The organism is Streptomyces sp. NPDC048441, assembly GCF_043200235.1.
In the GTDB taxonomy this organism is placed as follows: domain Bacteria; phylum Actinomycetota; class Actinomycetes; order Streptomycetales; family Streptomycetaceae; genus Streptomyces.
Genome location: NZ_JBICXM010000005.1, coordinates 409,693 through 424,304 on the forward strand (window position 1 = coordinate 409,693; position 14,612 = coordinate 424,304).

The following is a 14,612-nucleotide window of genomic DNA, read 5'->3' on the forward strand; positions in this document are numbered from 1 at the left end:
CGTCGGCCCGCGGGGCGGTGAGCCGCCTCGGGTGGAAGAGACCTCCGGCAGCGACGACGCTGATCAGTAGCCGTACGACGCCGGAGGCGCAGTGGACGTTTCAATGACCCTTTGGGTGCTGACCATTCTTGGTCTGAGTGCCCTGATCGCGGCCGACTTCTTCATCGGCCGCAAGCCGCATGACGTGTCGGTCAAGGAAGCCGGAATCTGGACGATCGTCTGGATCGTGCTGGCCGCGCTCTTCGGAGTGGGCCTGCTCATCTGGGGCGACAGCCAGGCGTCCGGCGAGTTCTTCGCGGGCTTCATCACCGAGAAGTCGCTCAGCGTCGACAACCTCTTCGTCTTCATCCTGATCATGGCGAAGTTCTCGGTGCCGAGCCATCTCCAGCAGCGGGTGCTGCTCTTCGGCGTGCTGATCGCGCTGGTCCTGCGAGCGATCTTCATCGCCGCCGGCGCCGCGGTCATCGCCAACTTCTCCTGGGTCTTCTACATCTTCGGCGCGTTCCTGATCTACACCGCCTGGAAGCTCATCCAGGAGGCGCGCTCGGACGACGAGGAGGAGGAGTTCGAGGAGAACCGCCTCCTGAAGTCCGTCGAGAAGAAGTTCGGCGTAGCCGACCGGTACCACGGCACGAAGCTGTTCATCGAGAAGAACGGCAAGAAGATCCTGACGCCCCTCATGGTCGTCATGCTCGCCATCGGCACCACCGATGTGCTGTTCGCGATGGACTCGATCCCCGCGATCTTCGGCCTCACCCAGGACCCGTACATCGTCTTCACGGCGAACGCCTTCGCCCTGATGGGTCTGCGCCAGCTGTACTTCCTCATCGGCGGACTTCTCAAGAAGCTGGTCCACCTCAGCTACGGCCTGTCGGTCATCCTGGGCTTCATCGGCGTGAAGCTGGTCCTGCACGCACTGCACGAGAACGGGGTGCACGTCCCCGAGATCTCCATCCCGGTCTCGCTCGGCGTCATCTGCGGTGTCCTGGTCATCACGACGATCACCAGCCTCATCGCCTCCAAGAAGCAGGCCGAGAAGGAAGCGGCGGAGGGCACGGGCAAGGACGCGGCCGAAGGGACTCCGAAGGACAGCATCGAGGCCTGACGGCGTCCGGCGTAGGAGTTACCAGCACATCGAGTGGCCCGCGGCCGATTGCCGCGGGCCACTCCCCGTGCTTGCTTGAGAGCTATGAAGTTCATCCAGATGATCGAGTTCGAGACGGACCGCATCGACGACATGCGGGCCCTGGTCGAACAGACCGAACAGCAGTCGACGGGCCGCGAAGGCGGCCCCACGCACCGCCTCGTCCTCGCGGACCGGGGCAATCCGCGCCGCTTCTTCGTGCTCATCGAGTTCGCGTCGCCCGACGACGCGCAGCGCAACAGCGCCGCTCCCGAGACCACACACCTCGCCGAGCAGCTCGCCGCGCTCTGCACGAGCGGCCCGTCCTTCACGGACTGTGACGTACGGGAGATGACAGATCTGAAGTAGCGGGGCCCTGAAGTAGCGGGACCCTGAAGTGGCTGTGCTCTGAAGTAGCGGGGCCCCACCGCCCGGTGCAGCATCAAAGGCATGATCACTCGGCTCGGCACACTCGCCACGCAGTGGACCGCGGCCGTGCCGGTCCTCGCCGTCGTGCTGCTCGCCTTCACCTGGGGGCGCGATGTGCCGGGCGCCGTCGTCGCCCTGGTGACGCTCGTACTCGCCGGGGCGGTGCTCGCCGCGGTGCACCATGCGGAGGTGATCGCGCACCGCGTCGGCGAACCGTTCGGCTCGCTCGTCCTCGCGGTCGCCGTGACGATCATCGAGGTCGCGCTGATCGTCACTCTGATGGCCGATGGCGGGGACAAGAGCGCCACGCTGGCCCGCGACACGGTGTTCGCCGCCGTGATGATCACCTGCAACGGCATCGTCGGCATCTGCCTCCTGGTGGGCGCGCTCCGCCACCGCGTCGTCGTCTTCAACCCGGAGGGCACCGGCGCGGCCCTCGCCACCGTCGCCACGCTCGCCACCCTCTGCCTGGTCCTGCCGACGTTCACCACGACCAAACAGGGCCCGGAGTTCACCACGGGCCAGCTCACCTTCGCCGCTGTCGGCTCGCTCGTCCTGTACGGCATGTTCGTGACGACGCAGACCGTGCGCCATCGTGAGTACTTCCTGCCGGTCACCCGTAAGGGCGAGGTGATCGAGGGCGAGCACGACGAGGGTCCTTCCGCCCGCTCCGCCCTCATCAGCGTGGGGATGCTCGGCCTCGCCCTGATCGGCGTGGTCGGGCTCGCCAAGGGCGTATCGCCGACGATCGAGTCGGGTGTCGAGAGTGCCGGTATGCCCCATGCCGTGGTCGGCGTGATCATCGCGCTGCTCGTGCTGCTCCCGGAGACCATCGCCGCCCTGCGCGCCACCCGCCGTGACCGTATGCAGACCAGCCTGAACCTCGCCCTCGGCTCCGCCATGGCCAGCATCGGCCTGACCATCCCGGCCGTCGCGGTCGCCTCGGTCTGGCTCTCCGGGCCGCTGGTCCTCGGCCTCGGGCCGACCCACATGGTGCTGCTCGCGCTCACCGTGGTCGTCGGCTCGCTCACGGTCGTGCCGGGGCGCGCCACGCTCCTACAGGGCGGCGTCCATCTGGTGGTGTTCGCGGCGTACTTGGAGCTGGCGGTCACGCCATGACGGGCGGTCATGGGGGTCTACGTAGGCGCGGCACGCTCCTCAGTACGCTGGCCGCATGACCCGCACCCTGGCCAACGCCCCCATCATGATCCTCAACGGCCCCAACCTGAACCTGCTCGGTCAGCGCCAGCCGGAGATCTACGGCTCCGACACCCTCGCCGACGTCGAGGCGCTCTGCGCCAAGGCCGCCGCCGCGCACGGCGGCACCGTCGATCTGCGGCAGAGCAACCACGAGGGTCAGCTGGTCGACTGGATCCACGAGGCGCGCGAGCAGCACGTGGGCATCGTCATCAACCCGGCGGCCTACTCCCACACGTCAGTCGCGATTCTGGACGCACTCAACGCCTGTGACGGGATGCCGGTGGTGGAGGTGCACATCTCCAACATCCATCAGCGCGAGGAGTTCCGGCACCATTCGTACGTGTCCCAGCGCGCCGACGGCGTCATCGCGGGGTGCGGTGTGCAGGGGTACGCGTTCGCGGTGGAGCGGGTGGCGGCGCTGGTCGGCGGGGCCTGAGCTCGTCGACGTACAGGCAGCTCACCAACCCCGGCGACGCCACTCCGACAAGTGCGGGCGCTCGGTGCCGAGCGTCGTGTCGTTTCCGTGGCCGGGATAGACCCAGGTCTCGTCGGGAAGCGTGCCGAAGATCTTCGTCTCGACGTTGTGGAGGAGGCTCGCGAAGGCCTGCGGGTCCTTGTGGGTGTTGCCGATGCCGCCGGGGAAGAGGCAGTCGCCGGTGAAGACGTGCGGGTGGCCGTGCGGGTCGTCGTACACGAGGGCGATCGAGCCCGGCGTGTGGCCCACCAGGTGGCGTGCGGTGAGCGAGACGCGGCCGACCCGCACGGTGTCGCCGTCCACGAGCGGGACGTCCGTGGGCACCGGGATGCCCACGGTGTCCTCGCGGCCGGCGAAGGTGCGGGCGCCGGTCGCCTCGACGACCGCGGCGAGGGCCTGCCAGTGGTCGCCGTGCTGATGAGTGGTGACGACGGACGCGATGCCGTCGTCACCGATCAGCGTGAGCAGTGTCGCGGAGTCGTTCGCCGCGTCGATCAGGAGCTGCTCGCCCGTGGCCCGGCAGCGCAGCAGATAGGCGTTGTTGTCCATCGGGCCGACCGCGGCCTTCGAGATCATCAGGTCCTGCAGCTCGTGCACATCCGCACCGCCGCCGACCTTCACTGCTCCGCTGTACGTCATGTTCCTCAGCCTATAGCGGGGGCAGTACGGGGAGGAGGCCGCCTTCGGCCGTCAGCGCGGAGCCGTCGCGACGGCCCGCGAGCCAGCCGACCACGTCGGGCGCGGGGCCGGAAACGGTGATCTCCGGGTCGCCGTCCCGGCCGGTGCTCCACGCGCGCGTGCCGTCCGTGATCCGGGTGGGCGGCACATCGGGGTTCCCCGCGAAACGAGCCGCCAGGAACGCCGTCTCCCGCTGTACGAACGCCTCAGGCAGGTCCTCGAGTTCGTACCCGATGCCGAGGTCGACGTGGTGCAGCTCGATCTCGCCCCACCGCCGGAACGGCACCCGCGACGCGGAGTCGGTCACTCCGTTGCGCATCGTGACGGTGCGGGACCAGTCGGCGGGAGCGGCAGCCTGGGCGTCGAAGCGGGCCCCGGACTCGCGTACATCCAGAAGCTGCTCGGCAAGCGGCCGGGGCGCGTCCCGCTCGATGTCGCTGTCCCGCGCCTCGGCGCTGGCATACATGGGCCGCCCGGCCAGAACATTCACCAGCGCGTCGGCGTTCCGCGCGAGATGGGCCAGGACATGGCCCCGGCTCCAGCCCGGCAGCCGTGACGGCTCGGCAGTCGAATCGTTGTTCAGTTTCGCGGCTGCGGTGAGCAGCCGATCGGTCGCGTCACGTACAGACGCCAGGTCGCGCACATGATCAATCATGCGCCCGACGATAGTCGCGCCACACGATCGGGTGAAGGTGTCCGGGCGACACCGCAAATCGAATGCACGTGCTATATGGTCGGACGCGGCATCGGGCATTCTTGGTGGTCCGGGTTTGTTACCAACCAGGGGAACCGCCCCGGCGTTGTCAGTGGCTCGCCCTAGTCTGTGAATGACGGGGGTCCCGCCCCTGTCACTTCTCTCAAGAAAGGTGCGGACCGGCGTGGCCGACCGTCTCATCGTCCGTGGCGCGCGCGAGCACAATCTCAAGAACGTCTCGCTCGACCTCCCGCGTGACTCCCTCATCGTCTTCACCGGGCTCTCCGGGTCGGGCAAGTCCTCGCTCGCGTTCGACACGATCTTCGCCGAGGGCCAGCGGCGGTATGTGGAGTCGCTTTCCTCGTACGCCCGGCAGTTCCTCGGCCAGATGGACAAGCCGGACGTCGACTTCATCGAGGGCCTCTCGCCCGCGGTCTCCATCGACCAGAAGTCGACCTCGCGCAACCCGCGCTCCACGGTCGGCACCATCACCGAGGTCTACGACTATCTGCGCCTGCTCTTCGCGCGCATCGGCAAGCCGCACTGCCCCGAGTGCGGCCGTCCGATCGCCCGGCAGTCGCCGCAGGCCATCGTCGACAAGGTCCTCGAGCTGCCGGAAGGCAGCCGCTTCCAGGTCCTCTCGCCGCTGGTCCGCGAGCGCAAGGGCGAGTTCGTCGACCTCTTCGCCGACCTTCAGACGAAGGGCTACAGCCGAGCGCGGGTCGACGGCACGACGATCCAGCTCTCCGAGCCGCCCACGCTGAAGAAGCAGGAGAAGCACACCATCGAGGTGGTCATCGACCGCCTCACGGTGAAGGACTCCGCCAAGCGGCGCCTGACCGACTCCGTGGAGACCGCGCTCGGCCTCGCGGGCGGCATGGTCGTGCTCGACTTCGTCGACCTCCCCGAGGACGACCCCGAGCGCGAGCGGATGTACTCGGAGCACCTGTACTGCGCGTACGACGACCTGTCCTTCGAGGAGCTCGAGCCTCGCTCCTTCTCCTTCAACTCGCCCTTCGGCGCCTGCCCGGACTGCTCGGGTATCGGTACGCGCATGGAGGTCGACCCCGAGCTGATCGTCCCCGACGAGGACAAGTCGCTCGACGAGGGCGCCATCCACCCCTGGTCGCACGGCCACACCAAGGACTACTTCGGGCGGCTCGTCGGCGCGCTCGCCGACGCCCTCGGCTTCTCCACCGACATGCCCTGGGCCGGACTCCCGCAGCGCGCCAAGAAGGCCCTCCTGTACGGCCACAAGACGCAGATCGAGGTGCGCTACAGGAACCGGTACGGCCGCGAGCGGGTCTACACCACCGCCTTCGAAGGTGCCGTCCCCTTCGTCAAGCGCCGCCACAGCGAGGCCGAGAGCGACACGAGCCGTGAGCGCTTCGAGGGCTACATGCGCGAGGTGCCCTGCCCCACCTGTGAGGGCACACGCCTCAAGCCGATCGTCCTGGCCGTCTCGGTCATGGGGAAGTCCATCGCCGAGGTCGCGGCGATGTCCATCAGCGACTGCGCGGACTTCCTCGCCCAGCTGAAGCTGGGCGCCCGCGACAAGAAGATCGCCGAGCGGGTCCTGAAGGAGGTCAACGAGCGGCTGCGGTTCCTGGTCGACGTCGGCCTCGACTACCTCTCGCTGAACCGCGCCGCGGGCACCCTCTCCGGAGGCGAGGCCCAGCGCATTCGCCTGGCCACCCAGATCGGCTCCGGCCTCGTCGGCGTCCTCTACGTACTGGACGAGCCGTCCATCGGCCTGCACCAGCGCGACAACCACCGCCTGATCGAGACCCTCGTGCGCCTGCGCGACATGGGCAACACGCTCATCGTCGTCGAGCACGACGAGGACACCATCAAGGTCGCCGACTGGGTCGTCGACATCGGCCCCGGTGCGGGCGAGCACGGCGGCAAGGTCGTGCACAGCGGCTCCATGAAGGAGTTGCTCGCCAACGAGAAGTCGATCACCGGCCAGTACCTCTCGGGCAAGCGGTCCATCCCGGTGCCGGACCTGCGCCGCCCCGCGGACCCGTCCCGTCAGCTGACGGTGCACGGGGCCAGGGAGAACAACCTCCAGGACATCGACGTCTCCTTCCCGCTCGGCGTGCTCACGGCGGTCACAGGTGTCTCGGGCTCCGGCAAGTCGACGCTCGTGAACGACATCCTCTACACCCACCTGGCGCGCGAGCTGAACGGCGCCAGGTCCGTCCCCGGACGGCACACGCGCGTGGAGGGCGACGACCTCGTCGACAAGGTCGTGCACGTCGACCAGTCGCCCATCGGCCGCACACCGCGGTCGAACCCGGCGACGTACACCGGAGTCTTCGACCACGTCCGCAAGCTGTTCGCGGAGACGATGGAGGCGAAGGTCCGCGGCTATCTGCCGGGACGCTTCTCCTTCAACGTCAAGGGCGGCCGCTGCGAGAACTGCTCCGGCGACGGCACCATCAAGATCGAGATGAACTTCCTCCCGGACGTGTACGTCCCGTGCGAGGTCTGCCACGGGGCGCGCTACAACCGCGAGACGCTGGACGTGCACTACAAGGGCAAGTCCATCGCCGAGGTCCTGGACATGCCGATCGAGGAGGCGCTCGACTTCTTCGAGGCAGTGCCTGCCATCTCCCGCCATCTGCGCACGCTCAACGACGTGGGTCTCGGGTACGTGAGGCTTGGCCAGTCCGCGCCGACGCTCTCCGGTGGCGAGGCCCAGCGCGTGAAGCTGGCCTCCGAGCTCCAGAAGCGCTCGACGGGACGGACCGTCTATGTGCTCGACGAGCCGACCACCGGTCTGCACTTCCAGGACATCAGCAAGCTGATCACGGTCCTCTCCGGCCTGGTCGACAAGGGCAACACGGTCATCGTCATCGAGCACAACCTCGACGTCGTCAAGACCGCGGACTGGGTCGTCGACATGGGCCCCGAGGGCGGCAACGGCGGCGGTCTCGTCGTCGCCGAGGGCACGCCGGAGGAGGTCGCGGGAGTCGCGACGAGCCACACGGGCAAGTTCCTTCGGGACATCCTGGCGGCGGACCGGATCAGCGAGGCGTTGCCCTCGCAGGGGCGTAAGGGTGTTGCTGCTGCCGCCCCGGCGGCGAAGAAGGCGGTGGCAGCCAAGGGGGCCGCCAGGACGGTTGCGACTAAGAAGGTCGCTGCCAAGAAGGTGACTGCTAAGAAGGCTGCTCCGAAGAAGGCGGCGGCCAAGGCCCGTAAGAGCTGACGGTTCGCCGTGCGCATCTGCGGGTGCGCTGTGGCTGGTCGCGCCCCGCGGCGGAGCCGCTCATGTCGCAGCCCCGCGCCCCTTCGGGGCCCCGTGAACGGGCCGCAGGACAAGTTCCCTTGTCCTGCGGCCCGTTCCCGTGTTCGCCTTGGTGGCATGACCGTACGCATCGAACGCTCAGGCCCCGTCACCACCATCGTGCTGTCCCGGCCCGATGTGCGGAACGCCGTTGACGGGCCCACGGCCCGCGCCCTCGCCGACGCGTTCCGTGCCTTTGACGCCGATCCCGATGCGCATGTGGCCGTGCTGTGGGGCGAGGGCGGCACCTTCTGCGCCGGTGCGGATCTCAAGGCGATGGGGACGCCGGCGGGGAACGAGGTGACGGAGAAGGGGGACGGGCCCATGGGGCCGACCCGGATGCGGCTTTCCAAGCCCGTCGTCGCGGCGATCTCCGGGCACGCGGTCGCCGGAGGCCTTGAACTCGCGCTCTGGTGCGATCTGCGCGTCGCCGACGATGACGCCGTACTCGGCGTCTTCTGCCGCCGCTGGGGCGTCCCGCTCATCGACGGCGGAACGGTTCGGCTGCCCCGGCTCATCGGGGAGAGCCGGGCCATGGACCTGGTGCTGACCGGCCGCCCTGTCCCCGCCGCGGAGGCGCTGGCCATGGGCCTGGTCAACCGGACCGTACCGCCGGGCACGTCGCGTGCCGCGGCCGAACGCCTGGCCGCGGAGATCGCCGCGTTCCCGCAGACCTGCCTGCGGAACGACCGGCTCTCCGTACAGGAACAGGGTGGTCTGAGCGAGGACGAGGCGATGGAGGGCGAGCTGCGCCACGGTCTGCGGTCCCTTGCCGAGGCGGCGGACGGCGCGGCCAGGTTCGCCGCGGGGGCGGGGCGGCACGGGGCCTTCGAAGACAGCTAGGCACACGCCCACACGCCCACACGCCCACACGCCCACACGCCCACACGCCCGTCGACTAGCCTTCGGCGGGCGCGGCCTCCGGCTCCAGGAACTGCATGTCCAGCTGGATCTTCACCACGTCACCGAGCATCCCGGCACCGAAGTCGAGACCGTAGTCGCTGCGGCGGATCTCGCCGGTGGCTTCGAAGCCCGCGTGGCGCCTGCCGTCGCCCGGGAAGGCCTGCAGCCCACCGAACTCGACGGCGAGGGTGATCGGCTTCGTGACGTCACCGATGGTCAGTTCGCCCTCCAAGGTCCACTCGTCCTCCTTGCCGATGACCCGCGTCGAGCGGAACGTCATCGTGGGACGGCGCTCCACGTCCAGCAGGTCCGGCGTGCGGACATGCGCGTCGCGGTCCGTGTTGCCGGTGTCGATCGAGGCCAGGGCGATGGTGGCGGTCACCGACGAGGTGTCGAGGCTCTCGCCCACGACAAGGCCCGCCGTCACCTCGCTGAACCGGCCCCGCACCTTCGAGATGCCGAGGTGGCGGATGGTGAAGTTGACGGCGGAGTGGAAGGGGTCGATCTCCCAGCTCCCGGCGGGGAGGGGAAGCGTGGTCGTCGCGGGGGCGGTGTTCGTGTCGGAGGTCATGCCCTCACGATGCGAGGCCGCGCGCACCGGAGGAAGGCCGGGCTGAGACTGGTAGTGACAGGGCCACGATCCGGTCGGGGACTGCTGGTACGTTCGGCAGGATGAGCGACAACGAGCTCGGCACCTTCCTGCGTACCTGCCGTGAAGCGGTCACGCCCGCCGAGGTCGGGCTCCCCACAGGACCCCGGCGCCGCACGCCGGGCCTGCGCCGTTCCGAGGTGGCCACGCTCGCCGGGGTCAGCGTCGAGTACCTCGCCCGGCTCGAACAGGGCCGGGACCGCCACCCGTCGCCGCAGGTGATGGGCGCGCTCGCGGATGCCCTGCGGCTGTCCCTGGAGGAGCGCTTCCACCTGAGCCGCCTGGAGAAGGAGAAGAGCGGCGACCCCTGCTGCCCGACGGCGAGTGTGCCGTCCCAGGCGGTGCGCCCCACCGTGCGGGCGCTCATCGACCGCCTTGAGCCCGCCCCCGCCGTGCTGTTCAACCGGCTCAGCGATGTCCTGGCGTACACCTCGGGCTATGAGCGGATCGTGGGTCCCATCGGCCTGCTGGACGCCGAGCGGCCGAACCTCATCCGGTTTCTCTTCACCGACGAGCGGGCCCGCGCCGCCTACCCCGAATGGGACGGCGTGGCCGACGAGCAGGTCGCTTCGCTCCGTGCCGGGTCCATGCTCACCGACCCCCATACCGAGGGATTCGCCGACGAGTTGACCGTCATGGCCGGTGCACCGTTCACCGACCGCATGGGTGTCGTGCCGCGGTCGCCGCGGCTCAGTGGCGTCGAACGGATGACACACCCGGAGATCGGTGAGGTGCGCCTCGCGTACGAGACGCTGACCCTGCCCGACGCCGACGGTCAGCGTCTGGTCGTCCACCTGCCGGCCGACGATGCCTCGTCGGCCGCGCTCGACCGGCTCAACGGCCGCAGGCCGGGCGGCCTCCGGGCGGTGACGGGCTGACCGCCCTCACCCCAACTCCTTGGCGTACGGCGGTTCCGCCCCCGCCCGGGACACGGTGACGGCCGCCGCGCGTGCAGCGAAGCGCAGCACGCCGCCCCAGTGGTCGGCGCCGAGCCCGGACAGGGCATCGGCGGACAGCGCGTCTCGTGCGGAAAGCCCGTGCAGCAGTGCCGCGTTGACGGTGTCGCCCGCGCCGATGGTGTCCACCACGTCGACCCGCTCGCCCGGCACGGACCACTCCCCGCCGTCCTGTGTGAAGACGGTGAGGCCCTTGCCGCCCCGCGTGATCACCACGGCGGCGGGACCGGTGGCGAGCCACTCCCGCGGTGTGCCGCCGAGCCAACTCGCGTCGTCCTCGGACAACTTGAGCAGCGAGACCGACGGCAACCAGCTCTTGAAACGGGCCCGGTAGGCGTCAGCGTCCGGGATCAGACCCGCTCGGACATTGGGGTCGAGCGTCGTGAAGACACCCCGCGCCGCCTCCCGGCGCATCAGCTCCTCGTACGCGCTCGCGCCCGGTTCGAGGACGAGCGAACAGGTGCCGAACGACACCGCGCGTACGTCGTCGGGCAGCCGGTCCGGGGTCGTGAAGAGCCGGTCCGCCGTGCCCTCGACGTAGAAGGAGTAACCGGCGGAGCCGTCCGCGCCGATCGAGGCGACGGCGAGCGTCGTCGGCTCGGCGCCCCGCTGGACGTACGACACATCGACACCCGCGGCCCGCAGCCCGTCCACCAGCGCAGCGCCGAACGCGTCCCGCGAGATCCGCGAGCAGAAGGCGACGGGGGAGCCGAGGCGGCCGAGCGCCACCGCGGTGTTGTACGGGCCGCCGCCGAGCCGCGGGGCGAGAGCGTGCAGCCCGGCACCGGCACCGGCACCGGAACCGGCGCCCGCGGAGTCCTGCGGTACCAGGTCGATCAGGGCCTCTCCGGCGACGACTATCACGGGCGGTTCCTCTCGGCTCTGCGGTCATGCCCTCCGGCTTCCGCCACAGGCTAGAGCTTCCGGGCGGGCGCGGGCCGACACGGGCGGCACTCGGGCACGGTCGTGCCCAACGTGGGCAGACAGCCCTACCGGTATGGTCTGATCCGTCACCGAAGCGCCTGACCTGTGGAGATTCCATGCCCGGCACGCCTCCCCCCGCCCGCCGCACCGTGCTGCGCGCCGTCGCCATCGCCCCGGCCGCCGGTCTCGGGATCACGGCCTGCTCGTCCGGCGGTGACGGCGGCGGCACCAGCACTTCGGCGCCGACCGCGCCGGTGGACCTCGGCGCGTCCGATGACGTGAAGGTGGGCGCGTCGGAGCTCTACCTCGACGAGAACGTGGTTGTCAGCCGCATCTCGGACGACCAGTACAAGGCCTTCAGCACCATCTGCACGCACAGACAGTGCCCCATCAACAAGCTCGAGGGCCACAAGCTCATCTGCCCCTGCCACGGCAGCCAGTTCGACGCCACGAACGGCAAGGTCCTGCACGATCCGGCCGTCGCACCGCTGCATGAGCTGTCGGTGAAGGTGGAGAACGGCAAGATCGTCGCGGGGCCGAAGGCTTAGGGAGCCGAAGGCGGAGCCGAAGACCTGGGGATCGGACCGGCGGGCGGCTCACTCCCAGTCCCACGCGATCCCCAGGATCCCCGCCCGGACCTGCGGCTCCACGATGTGCACCGACCGATGGCTGCCGCTCAGCGTCAGCTCCTGGCGCCCGCCGCGCGGTGCGGCGGCCGAATGCTGGGTGAAGCGGTGGCAGCGTACGGGCAGTGCCCCCTCGTCGAACCGCACCTGGAGGGCGTACTGCCCGCCCGCGAAGGTGAAGCCCCGGAAGTACTCGGTGGCCGCCCCCGCCGTGCCGTCATCGAAGCCGTAGCGGAACAGATGGGTGTCGCCTGCGCGCAGGCGTGCGTCGAAGAGCAGTTCGGCGACCAGGACACCCGTCTCGTGGTGCCACCGCACGCGTCCGGTGCGGCAGTTCTCCAGGGCGTGTACGCCGATGCGTTCCGGTACGCAGCCGGGGTCCCCGTGGTAGATCGCGAGGTAGCGGTCGACGTCGTCCCGGTGGGCGCGCACGACGTGCTGGGAGTCGCGGCCGAGCAGCTCGCGGCGCCCGCCGATCCGTACGCGCTCATGGTGGCCGATGGTGTGCAGACCGCCGTCGAGCGGTGACCCGAGCTCCGTGAGCAGCGACTGGAGGACATCGGACGCCTCCACGAGTGAGCGGTAGGAGCGGGCGGCGGGGCGTTCGCAGTCGGGATGCTCGGAGGGCTGGGCGAGGAGGCGGATCAGCGACTCCTCGGGGAGCTTGAGGATCTCCTCCAGGGCGCGTACGGCACGGAGCGACTCGGTGCGCTGGGGGCGGCGCGCACCCTGCTGCCAGTAACTCAGGCTCGTCACGCCGACGTTGACTCCTTGCCGCGCGAGATGATGCCGTACGCGTTGCAGCGGGAGGCGCCGTGCGGCGATCGCGGCGCGCAGCGCCACATGGAAGGGGCCGGTGCGCAGGGCGGCCTCCAGGTCCGCAGGCGCGCCGTCCGCGAGCTGTGTGCCGTGCCGCATCGCAAGGACCCTTCTGTGAACATTCACTTCGGCCGTCCGGGCGTACGCGCCGGTCGGAGCGGGCCCACCAGGTGGGCGTACGAGGGGTGTTCACATACGTACGCCGCTGTTCACGGCCCAAGTAATCCCGCATTGAACCTTGTTGACCTGCACCCGACAACACTCGATGCTCAATCGCAGCGTCCGGACGCGCTCCTCCATCACCCCACCCCCTGCTTGTGAGGAACGCGATGCGCCATCGAATCAGCAGGTACAGCGGACGCAGACGGTTGTCCGCGCTCGCCTTCGTCGCGGCCGCCCTGGTGGCCGTACCGGCGGCCACGGCCACGGCAGCTCCCTCCGACCCGTCGCTTCTCGCCGCCAAGCGCCTGAACATCACGATGCAGGCGCAGCAGAAGACCAACTGGTGCTGGGCCGCGGCCGGGAACACGATCGCCACCTTCTACGGCAAGAACTACAGCCAGAACCAGTTCTGCAACGCCGCCTTCGGGCGCAACCAGAGCACCGAGTGCCCCAACTCCCAGGCCAACCTCGCCGACGTACAGAACGGCCTGGACTGGGCGGGCATCAACGCCGGTTCGTATGTGAGCGGCTGGCTGCGCTATCCGACCGTGCAGGCCGAGATCAACGCGGGCCGCCCGGTCGAGACCCGCATCCAGTGGTCGAACGGCGGTGGCCACATGCACGTCCTCTACGGGTACGACGACGCGAGCAGCTGGGTCTACTGGGGCGACCCGTGGCCCTCCAACGACCGCTACAACTGGGCCTCGCACAGCTGGTACGTCAACAACAACACCTTCTCCTGGACCCACTCGCTGTACCGGATAGGGGCGTGAGAGCGATGACCCGTCACCCTCTGAGGGCTGTGCTCGCCGGTTCGGCCGCCACCCTGCTGCTCGGCCTCGCGGCGCCGCACGCCACGGCCGACTCCGGGCCTTCACAGGCTTCCCGAGAGGCGGCCCACGAGGCCGCGAGCACTCCCAAGACCCTCGACACGCTCTCCCGCTTCTTCGCTCGCGAGGGGGCGGTCAGCAAGGCCGCGGCGGACCCGCGGGTGCGGGGCGACGCCGTGCCTGTGCGCTATCTCTCCCCGGAGTTCGTCGCGGGCGAGAAGGGCGCGCCGGTCGCCCGTACGGAGTTCCTCGCCAGCGAGGCGGTCTCATCCGACGGGCAGGAAGCCTCCTTGTGGACGGTGAAGCAGGGCGGTTCCTGGCAGGTCGTGAACATCGCCACCGGGGACGACGAGACGCACTACGCGCGCGTGGGCGGCGACAAGCTCCCCGGGGGCACCGTCTTCCACGAGCCGCAGATCAATGCCTGGTACGTGCAGGGGCGTGGCCGTGTGCTGCCGCTCGACAAGGACGCCGTACGTGCCGTGGGCTCGGGCGGGATGTCGGTCGCCGCCTATCAGAAGCGCGTCCAGAAGGCGTACGCCGACAAGCTGCCGGGGTCCGCGTACGCGAAGTCCGGCAAGGCGGGGGGCTATGCCGCCCGGGAGGAGCCGGTCGGAAAGCCCTCGGCGGCTGCACCTGCACCTGCACCCGCGGCTTCGGCTGAAGGCCCCGTCACGGTCGCCTCCTCCGTGGCCGGAGTGGGGGCCCTGGTCGCCCTCGGTCTCTCCGGGGTTGCCCTCCTGCGGCGTCGCGCCCGGCAGCACGGTTGACCTGCCCCGGCCTCCGGCCGGGACTTCCCAGCCCACCCGCCCTTCAGGGCGGGTGGGCTCAAGGGTGGGGGAGGCGGCAGCCCAG

15 protein-coding genes are annotated in these 14,612 nt (G+C 69.7%); 10 read left to right on the forward strand and 5 right to left on the reverse strand.

Annotated elements, in window-relative coordinates; all coding sequences use genetic code 11:
- Positions 1 to 91: 91 nt before the first annotated feature.
- From ACGFSB_RS15555 to aroQ, 4 genes are all read left to right on the forward strand, one after another.
- A complete protein-coding gene (locus ACGFSB_RS15555; RefSeq protein ID WP_393398777.1) occupies positions 92 to 1,105 on the forward strand; it encodes a TerC family protein in 1,014 nt (337 codons plus the stop codon).
- A gap of 84 nt (positions 1,106 to 1,189) precedes the next feature.
- The gene (locus tag ACGFSB_RS15560) at positions 1,190 to 1,492 is read left to right on the forward strand and encodes a hypothetical protein (RefSeq protein ID WP_393398779.1); all 303 of its coding nucleotides are present in this window, start codon (positions 1,190 to 1,192) and stop codon (positions 1,490 to 1,492) included.
- An 81-nt stretch (positions 1,493 to 1,573) separates the two neighbouring features.
- Positions 1,574 to 2,671, forward strand: a complete 1,098-nt coding sequence (locus ACGFSB_RS15565) for a calcium:proton antiporter (RefSeq protein WP_393398781.1) — start codon at positions 1,574 to 1,576, stop codon at positions 2,669 to 2,671.
- Between the two features lie 55 nt (positions 2,672 to 2,726).
- Positions 2,727 to 3,188 (forward strand): type II 3-dehydroquinate dehydratase, encoded by a 462-nt coding sequence (gene aroQ, locus ACGFSB_RS15570; RefSeq protein ID WP_393398783.1) that lies wholly within the window; start codon positions 2,727 to 2,729, stop codon positions 3,186 to 3,188.
- A gap of 21 nt (positions 3,189 to 3,209) precedes the next feature.
- Here aroQ and ACGFSB_RS15575 read toward each other — a convergent pair whose 3' ends face one another.
- Complete coding sequence (locus tag ACGFSB_RS15575; protein WP_393398785.1) at positions 3,210 to 3,866, reverse strand: MBL fold metallo-hydrolase; 657 nt, start codon at positions 3,864 to 3,866, stop codon at positions 3,210 to 3,212.
- A 10-nt stretch (positions 3,867 to 3,876) separates the two neighbouring features.
- Complete coding sequence (locus ACGFSB_RS15580; protein ID WP_393398787.1) at positions 3,877 to 4,560, reverse strand: maleylpyruvate isomerase family mycothiol-dependent enzyme; 684 nt, start codon at positions 4,558 to 4,560, stop codon at positions 3,877 to 3,879.
- Positions 4,561 to 4,783: 223 nt separating this feature from the next.
- Here ACGFSB_RS15580 and uvrA point away from each other — a divergent pair, with 223 nt between their 5' ends.
- Positions 4,784 to 7,810 (forward strand): excinuclease ABC subunit UvrA, encoded by a 3,027-nt coding sequence (gene uvrA, locus ACGFSB_RS15585; RefSeq protein WP_393398789.1) that lies wholly within the window; start codon positions 4,784 to 4,786, stop codon positions 7,808 to 7,810.
- A 156-nt stretch (positions 7,811 to 7,966) separates the two neighbouring features.
- Complete coding sequence (locus tag ACGFSB_RS15590) at positions 7,967 to 8,731, forward strand: crotonase/enoyl-CoA hydratase family protein (protein WP_393398791.1); 765 nt, start codon at positions 7,967 to 7,969, stop codon at positions 8,729 to 8,731.
- A gap of 55 nt (positions 8,732 to 8,786) precedes the next feature.
- Here ACGFSB_RS15590 and ACGFSB_RS15595 read toward each other — a convergent pair whose 3' ends face one another.
- Complete coding sequence (locus tag ACGFSB_RS15595; protein ID WP_393398793.1) at positions 8,787 to 9,362, reverse strand: YceI family protein; 576 nt, start codon at positions 9,360 to 9,362, stop codon at positions 8,787 to 8,789.
- A gap of 101 nt (positions 9,363 to 9,463) precedes the next feature.
- Between ACGFSB_RS15595 and ACGFSB_RS15600 the strand changes: the two genes are divergently transcribed.
- A complete protein-coding gene (locus ACGFSB_RS15600; protein WP_393398795.1) occupies positions 9,464 to 10,318 on the forward strand; it encodes a helix-turn-helix domain-containing protein in 855 nt (284 codons plus the stop codon).
- 6 nt (positions 10,319 to 10,324) lie between these two features.
- On the opposite strand, the gene ACGFSB_RS15605 is transcribed toward ACGFSB_RS15600, so the two are convergent.
- Complete coding sequence (locus tag ACGFSB_RS15605; protein WP_393398797.1) at positions 10,325 to 11,260, reverse strand: carbohydrate kinase; 936 nt, start codon at positions 11,258 to 11,260, stop codon at positions 10,325 to 10,327.
- Positions 11,261 to 11,436: 176 nt separating this feature from the next.
- Between ACGFSB_RS15605 and ACGFSB_RS15610 the strand changes: the two genes are divergently transcribed.
- Complete coding sequence (locus tag ACGFSB_RS15610) at positions 11,437 to 11,868, forward strand: Rieske (2Fe-2S) protein (RefSeq protein WP_393398799.1); 432 nt, start codon at positions 11,437 to 11,439, stop codon at positions 11,866 to 11,868.
- Positions 11,869 to 11,916: 48 nt separating this feature from the next.
- On the opposite strand, the gene ACGFSB_RS15615 is transcribed toward ACGFSB_RS15610, so the two are convergent.
- Positions 11,917 to 12,864 (reverse strand): hypothetical protein, encoded by a 948-nt coding sequence (locus tag ACGFSB_RS15615; RefSeq protein WP_393398801.1) that lies wholly within the window; start codon positions 12,862 to 12,864, stop codon positions 11,917 to 11,919.
- A gap of 230 nt (positions 12,865 to 13,094) precedes the next feature.
- Here ACGFSB_RS15615 and ACGFSB_RS15620 point away from each other — a divergent pair, with 230 nt between their 5' ends.
- Together ACGFSB_RS15620 and ACGFSB_RS15625 are read left to right on the forward strand one after the other, a co-directional pair.
- On the forward strand, positions 13,095 to 13,700 hold the full coding sequence (locus ACGFSB_RS15620; protein ID WP_393398803.1) for a papain-like cysteine protease family protein: 606 nt from the start codon (positions 13,095 to 13,097) through the stop codon (positions 13,698 to 13,700).
- Positions 13,701 to 13,705: 5 nt separating this feature from the next.
- Complete coding sequence (locus tag ACGFSB_RS15625; RefSeq protein ID WP_393398805.1) at positions 13,706 to 14,527, forward strand: hypothetical protein; 822 nt, start codon at positions 13,706 to 13,708, stop codon at positions 14,525 to 14,527.
- Positions 14,528 to 14,612: the final 85 nt, after the last annotated feature.

Coding starts and splice junctions, on each gene's coding strand:
- ACGFSB_RS15560 (WP_393398779.1), top strand. CDS start 1,190: ATGAAGTTCATCCAGATGATCGAGTTCGAGACGGACCGCATCGACGAC.
- ACGFSB_RS15565 (WP_393398781.1), top strand. CDS start 1,574: ATGATCACTCGGCTCGGCACACTCGCCACGCAGTGGACCGCGGCCGTG.
- aroQ (WP_393398783.1), top strand. CDS start 2,727: ATGACCCGCACCCTGGCCAACGCCCCCATCATGATCCTCAACGGCCCC.
- ACGFSB_RS15575 (WP_393398785.1), bottom strand. CDS start 3,866: ATGACGTACAGCGGAGCAGTGAAGGTCGGCGGCGGTGCGGATGTGCAC.
- ACGFSB_RS15580 (WP_393398787.1), bottom strand. CDS start 4,560: ATGATTGATCATGTGCGCGACCTGGCGTCTGTACGTGACGCGACCGAT.
- ACGFSB_RS15590 (WP_393398791.1), top strand. CDS start 7,967: ATGACCGTACGCATCGAACGCTCAGGCCCCGTCACCACCATCGTGCTG.
- ACGFSB_RS15595 (WP_393398793.1), bottom strand. CDS start 9,362: ATGACCTCCGACACGAACACCGCCCCCGCGACGACCACGCTTCCCCTC.
- ACGFSB_RS15600 (WP_393398795.1), top strand. CDS start 9,464: ATGAGCGACAACGAGCTCGGCACCTTCCTGCGTACCTGCCGTGAAGCG.
- ACGFSB_RS15610 (WP_393398799.1), top strand. CDS start 11,437: ATGCCCGGCACGCCTCCCCCCGCCCGCCGCACCGTGCTGCGCGCCGTC.
- ACGFSB_RS15615 (WP_393398801.1), bottom strand. CDS start 12,864: ATGCGGCACGGCACACAGCTCGCGGACGGCGCGCCTGCGGACCTGGAG.
- ACGFSB_RS15620 (WP_393398803.1), top strand. CDS start 13,095: ATGCGCCATCGAATCAGCAGGTACAGCGGACGCAGACGGTTGTCCGCG.
- ACGFSB_RS15625 (WP_393398805.1), top strand. CDS start 13,706: ATGACCCGTCACCCTCTGAGGGCTGTGCTCGCCGGTTCGGCCGCCACC.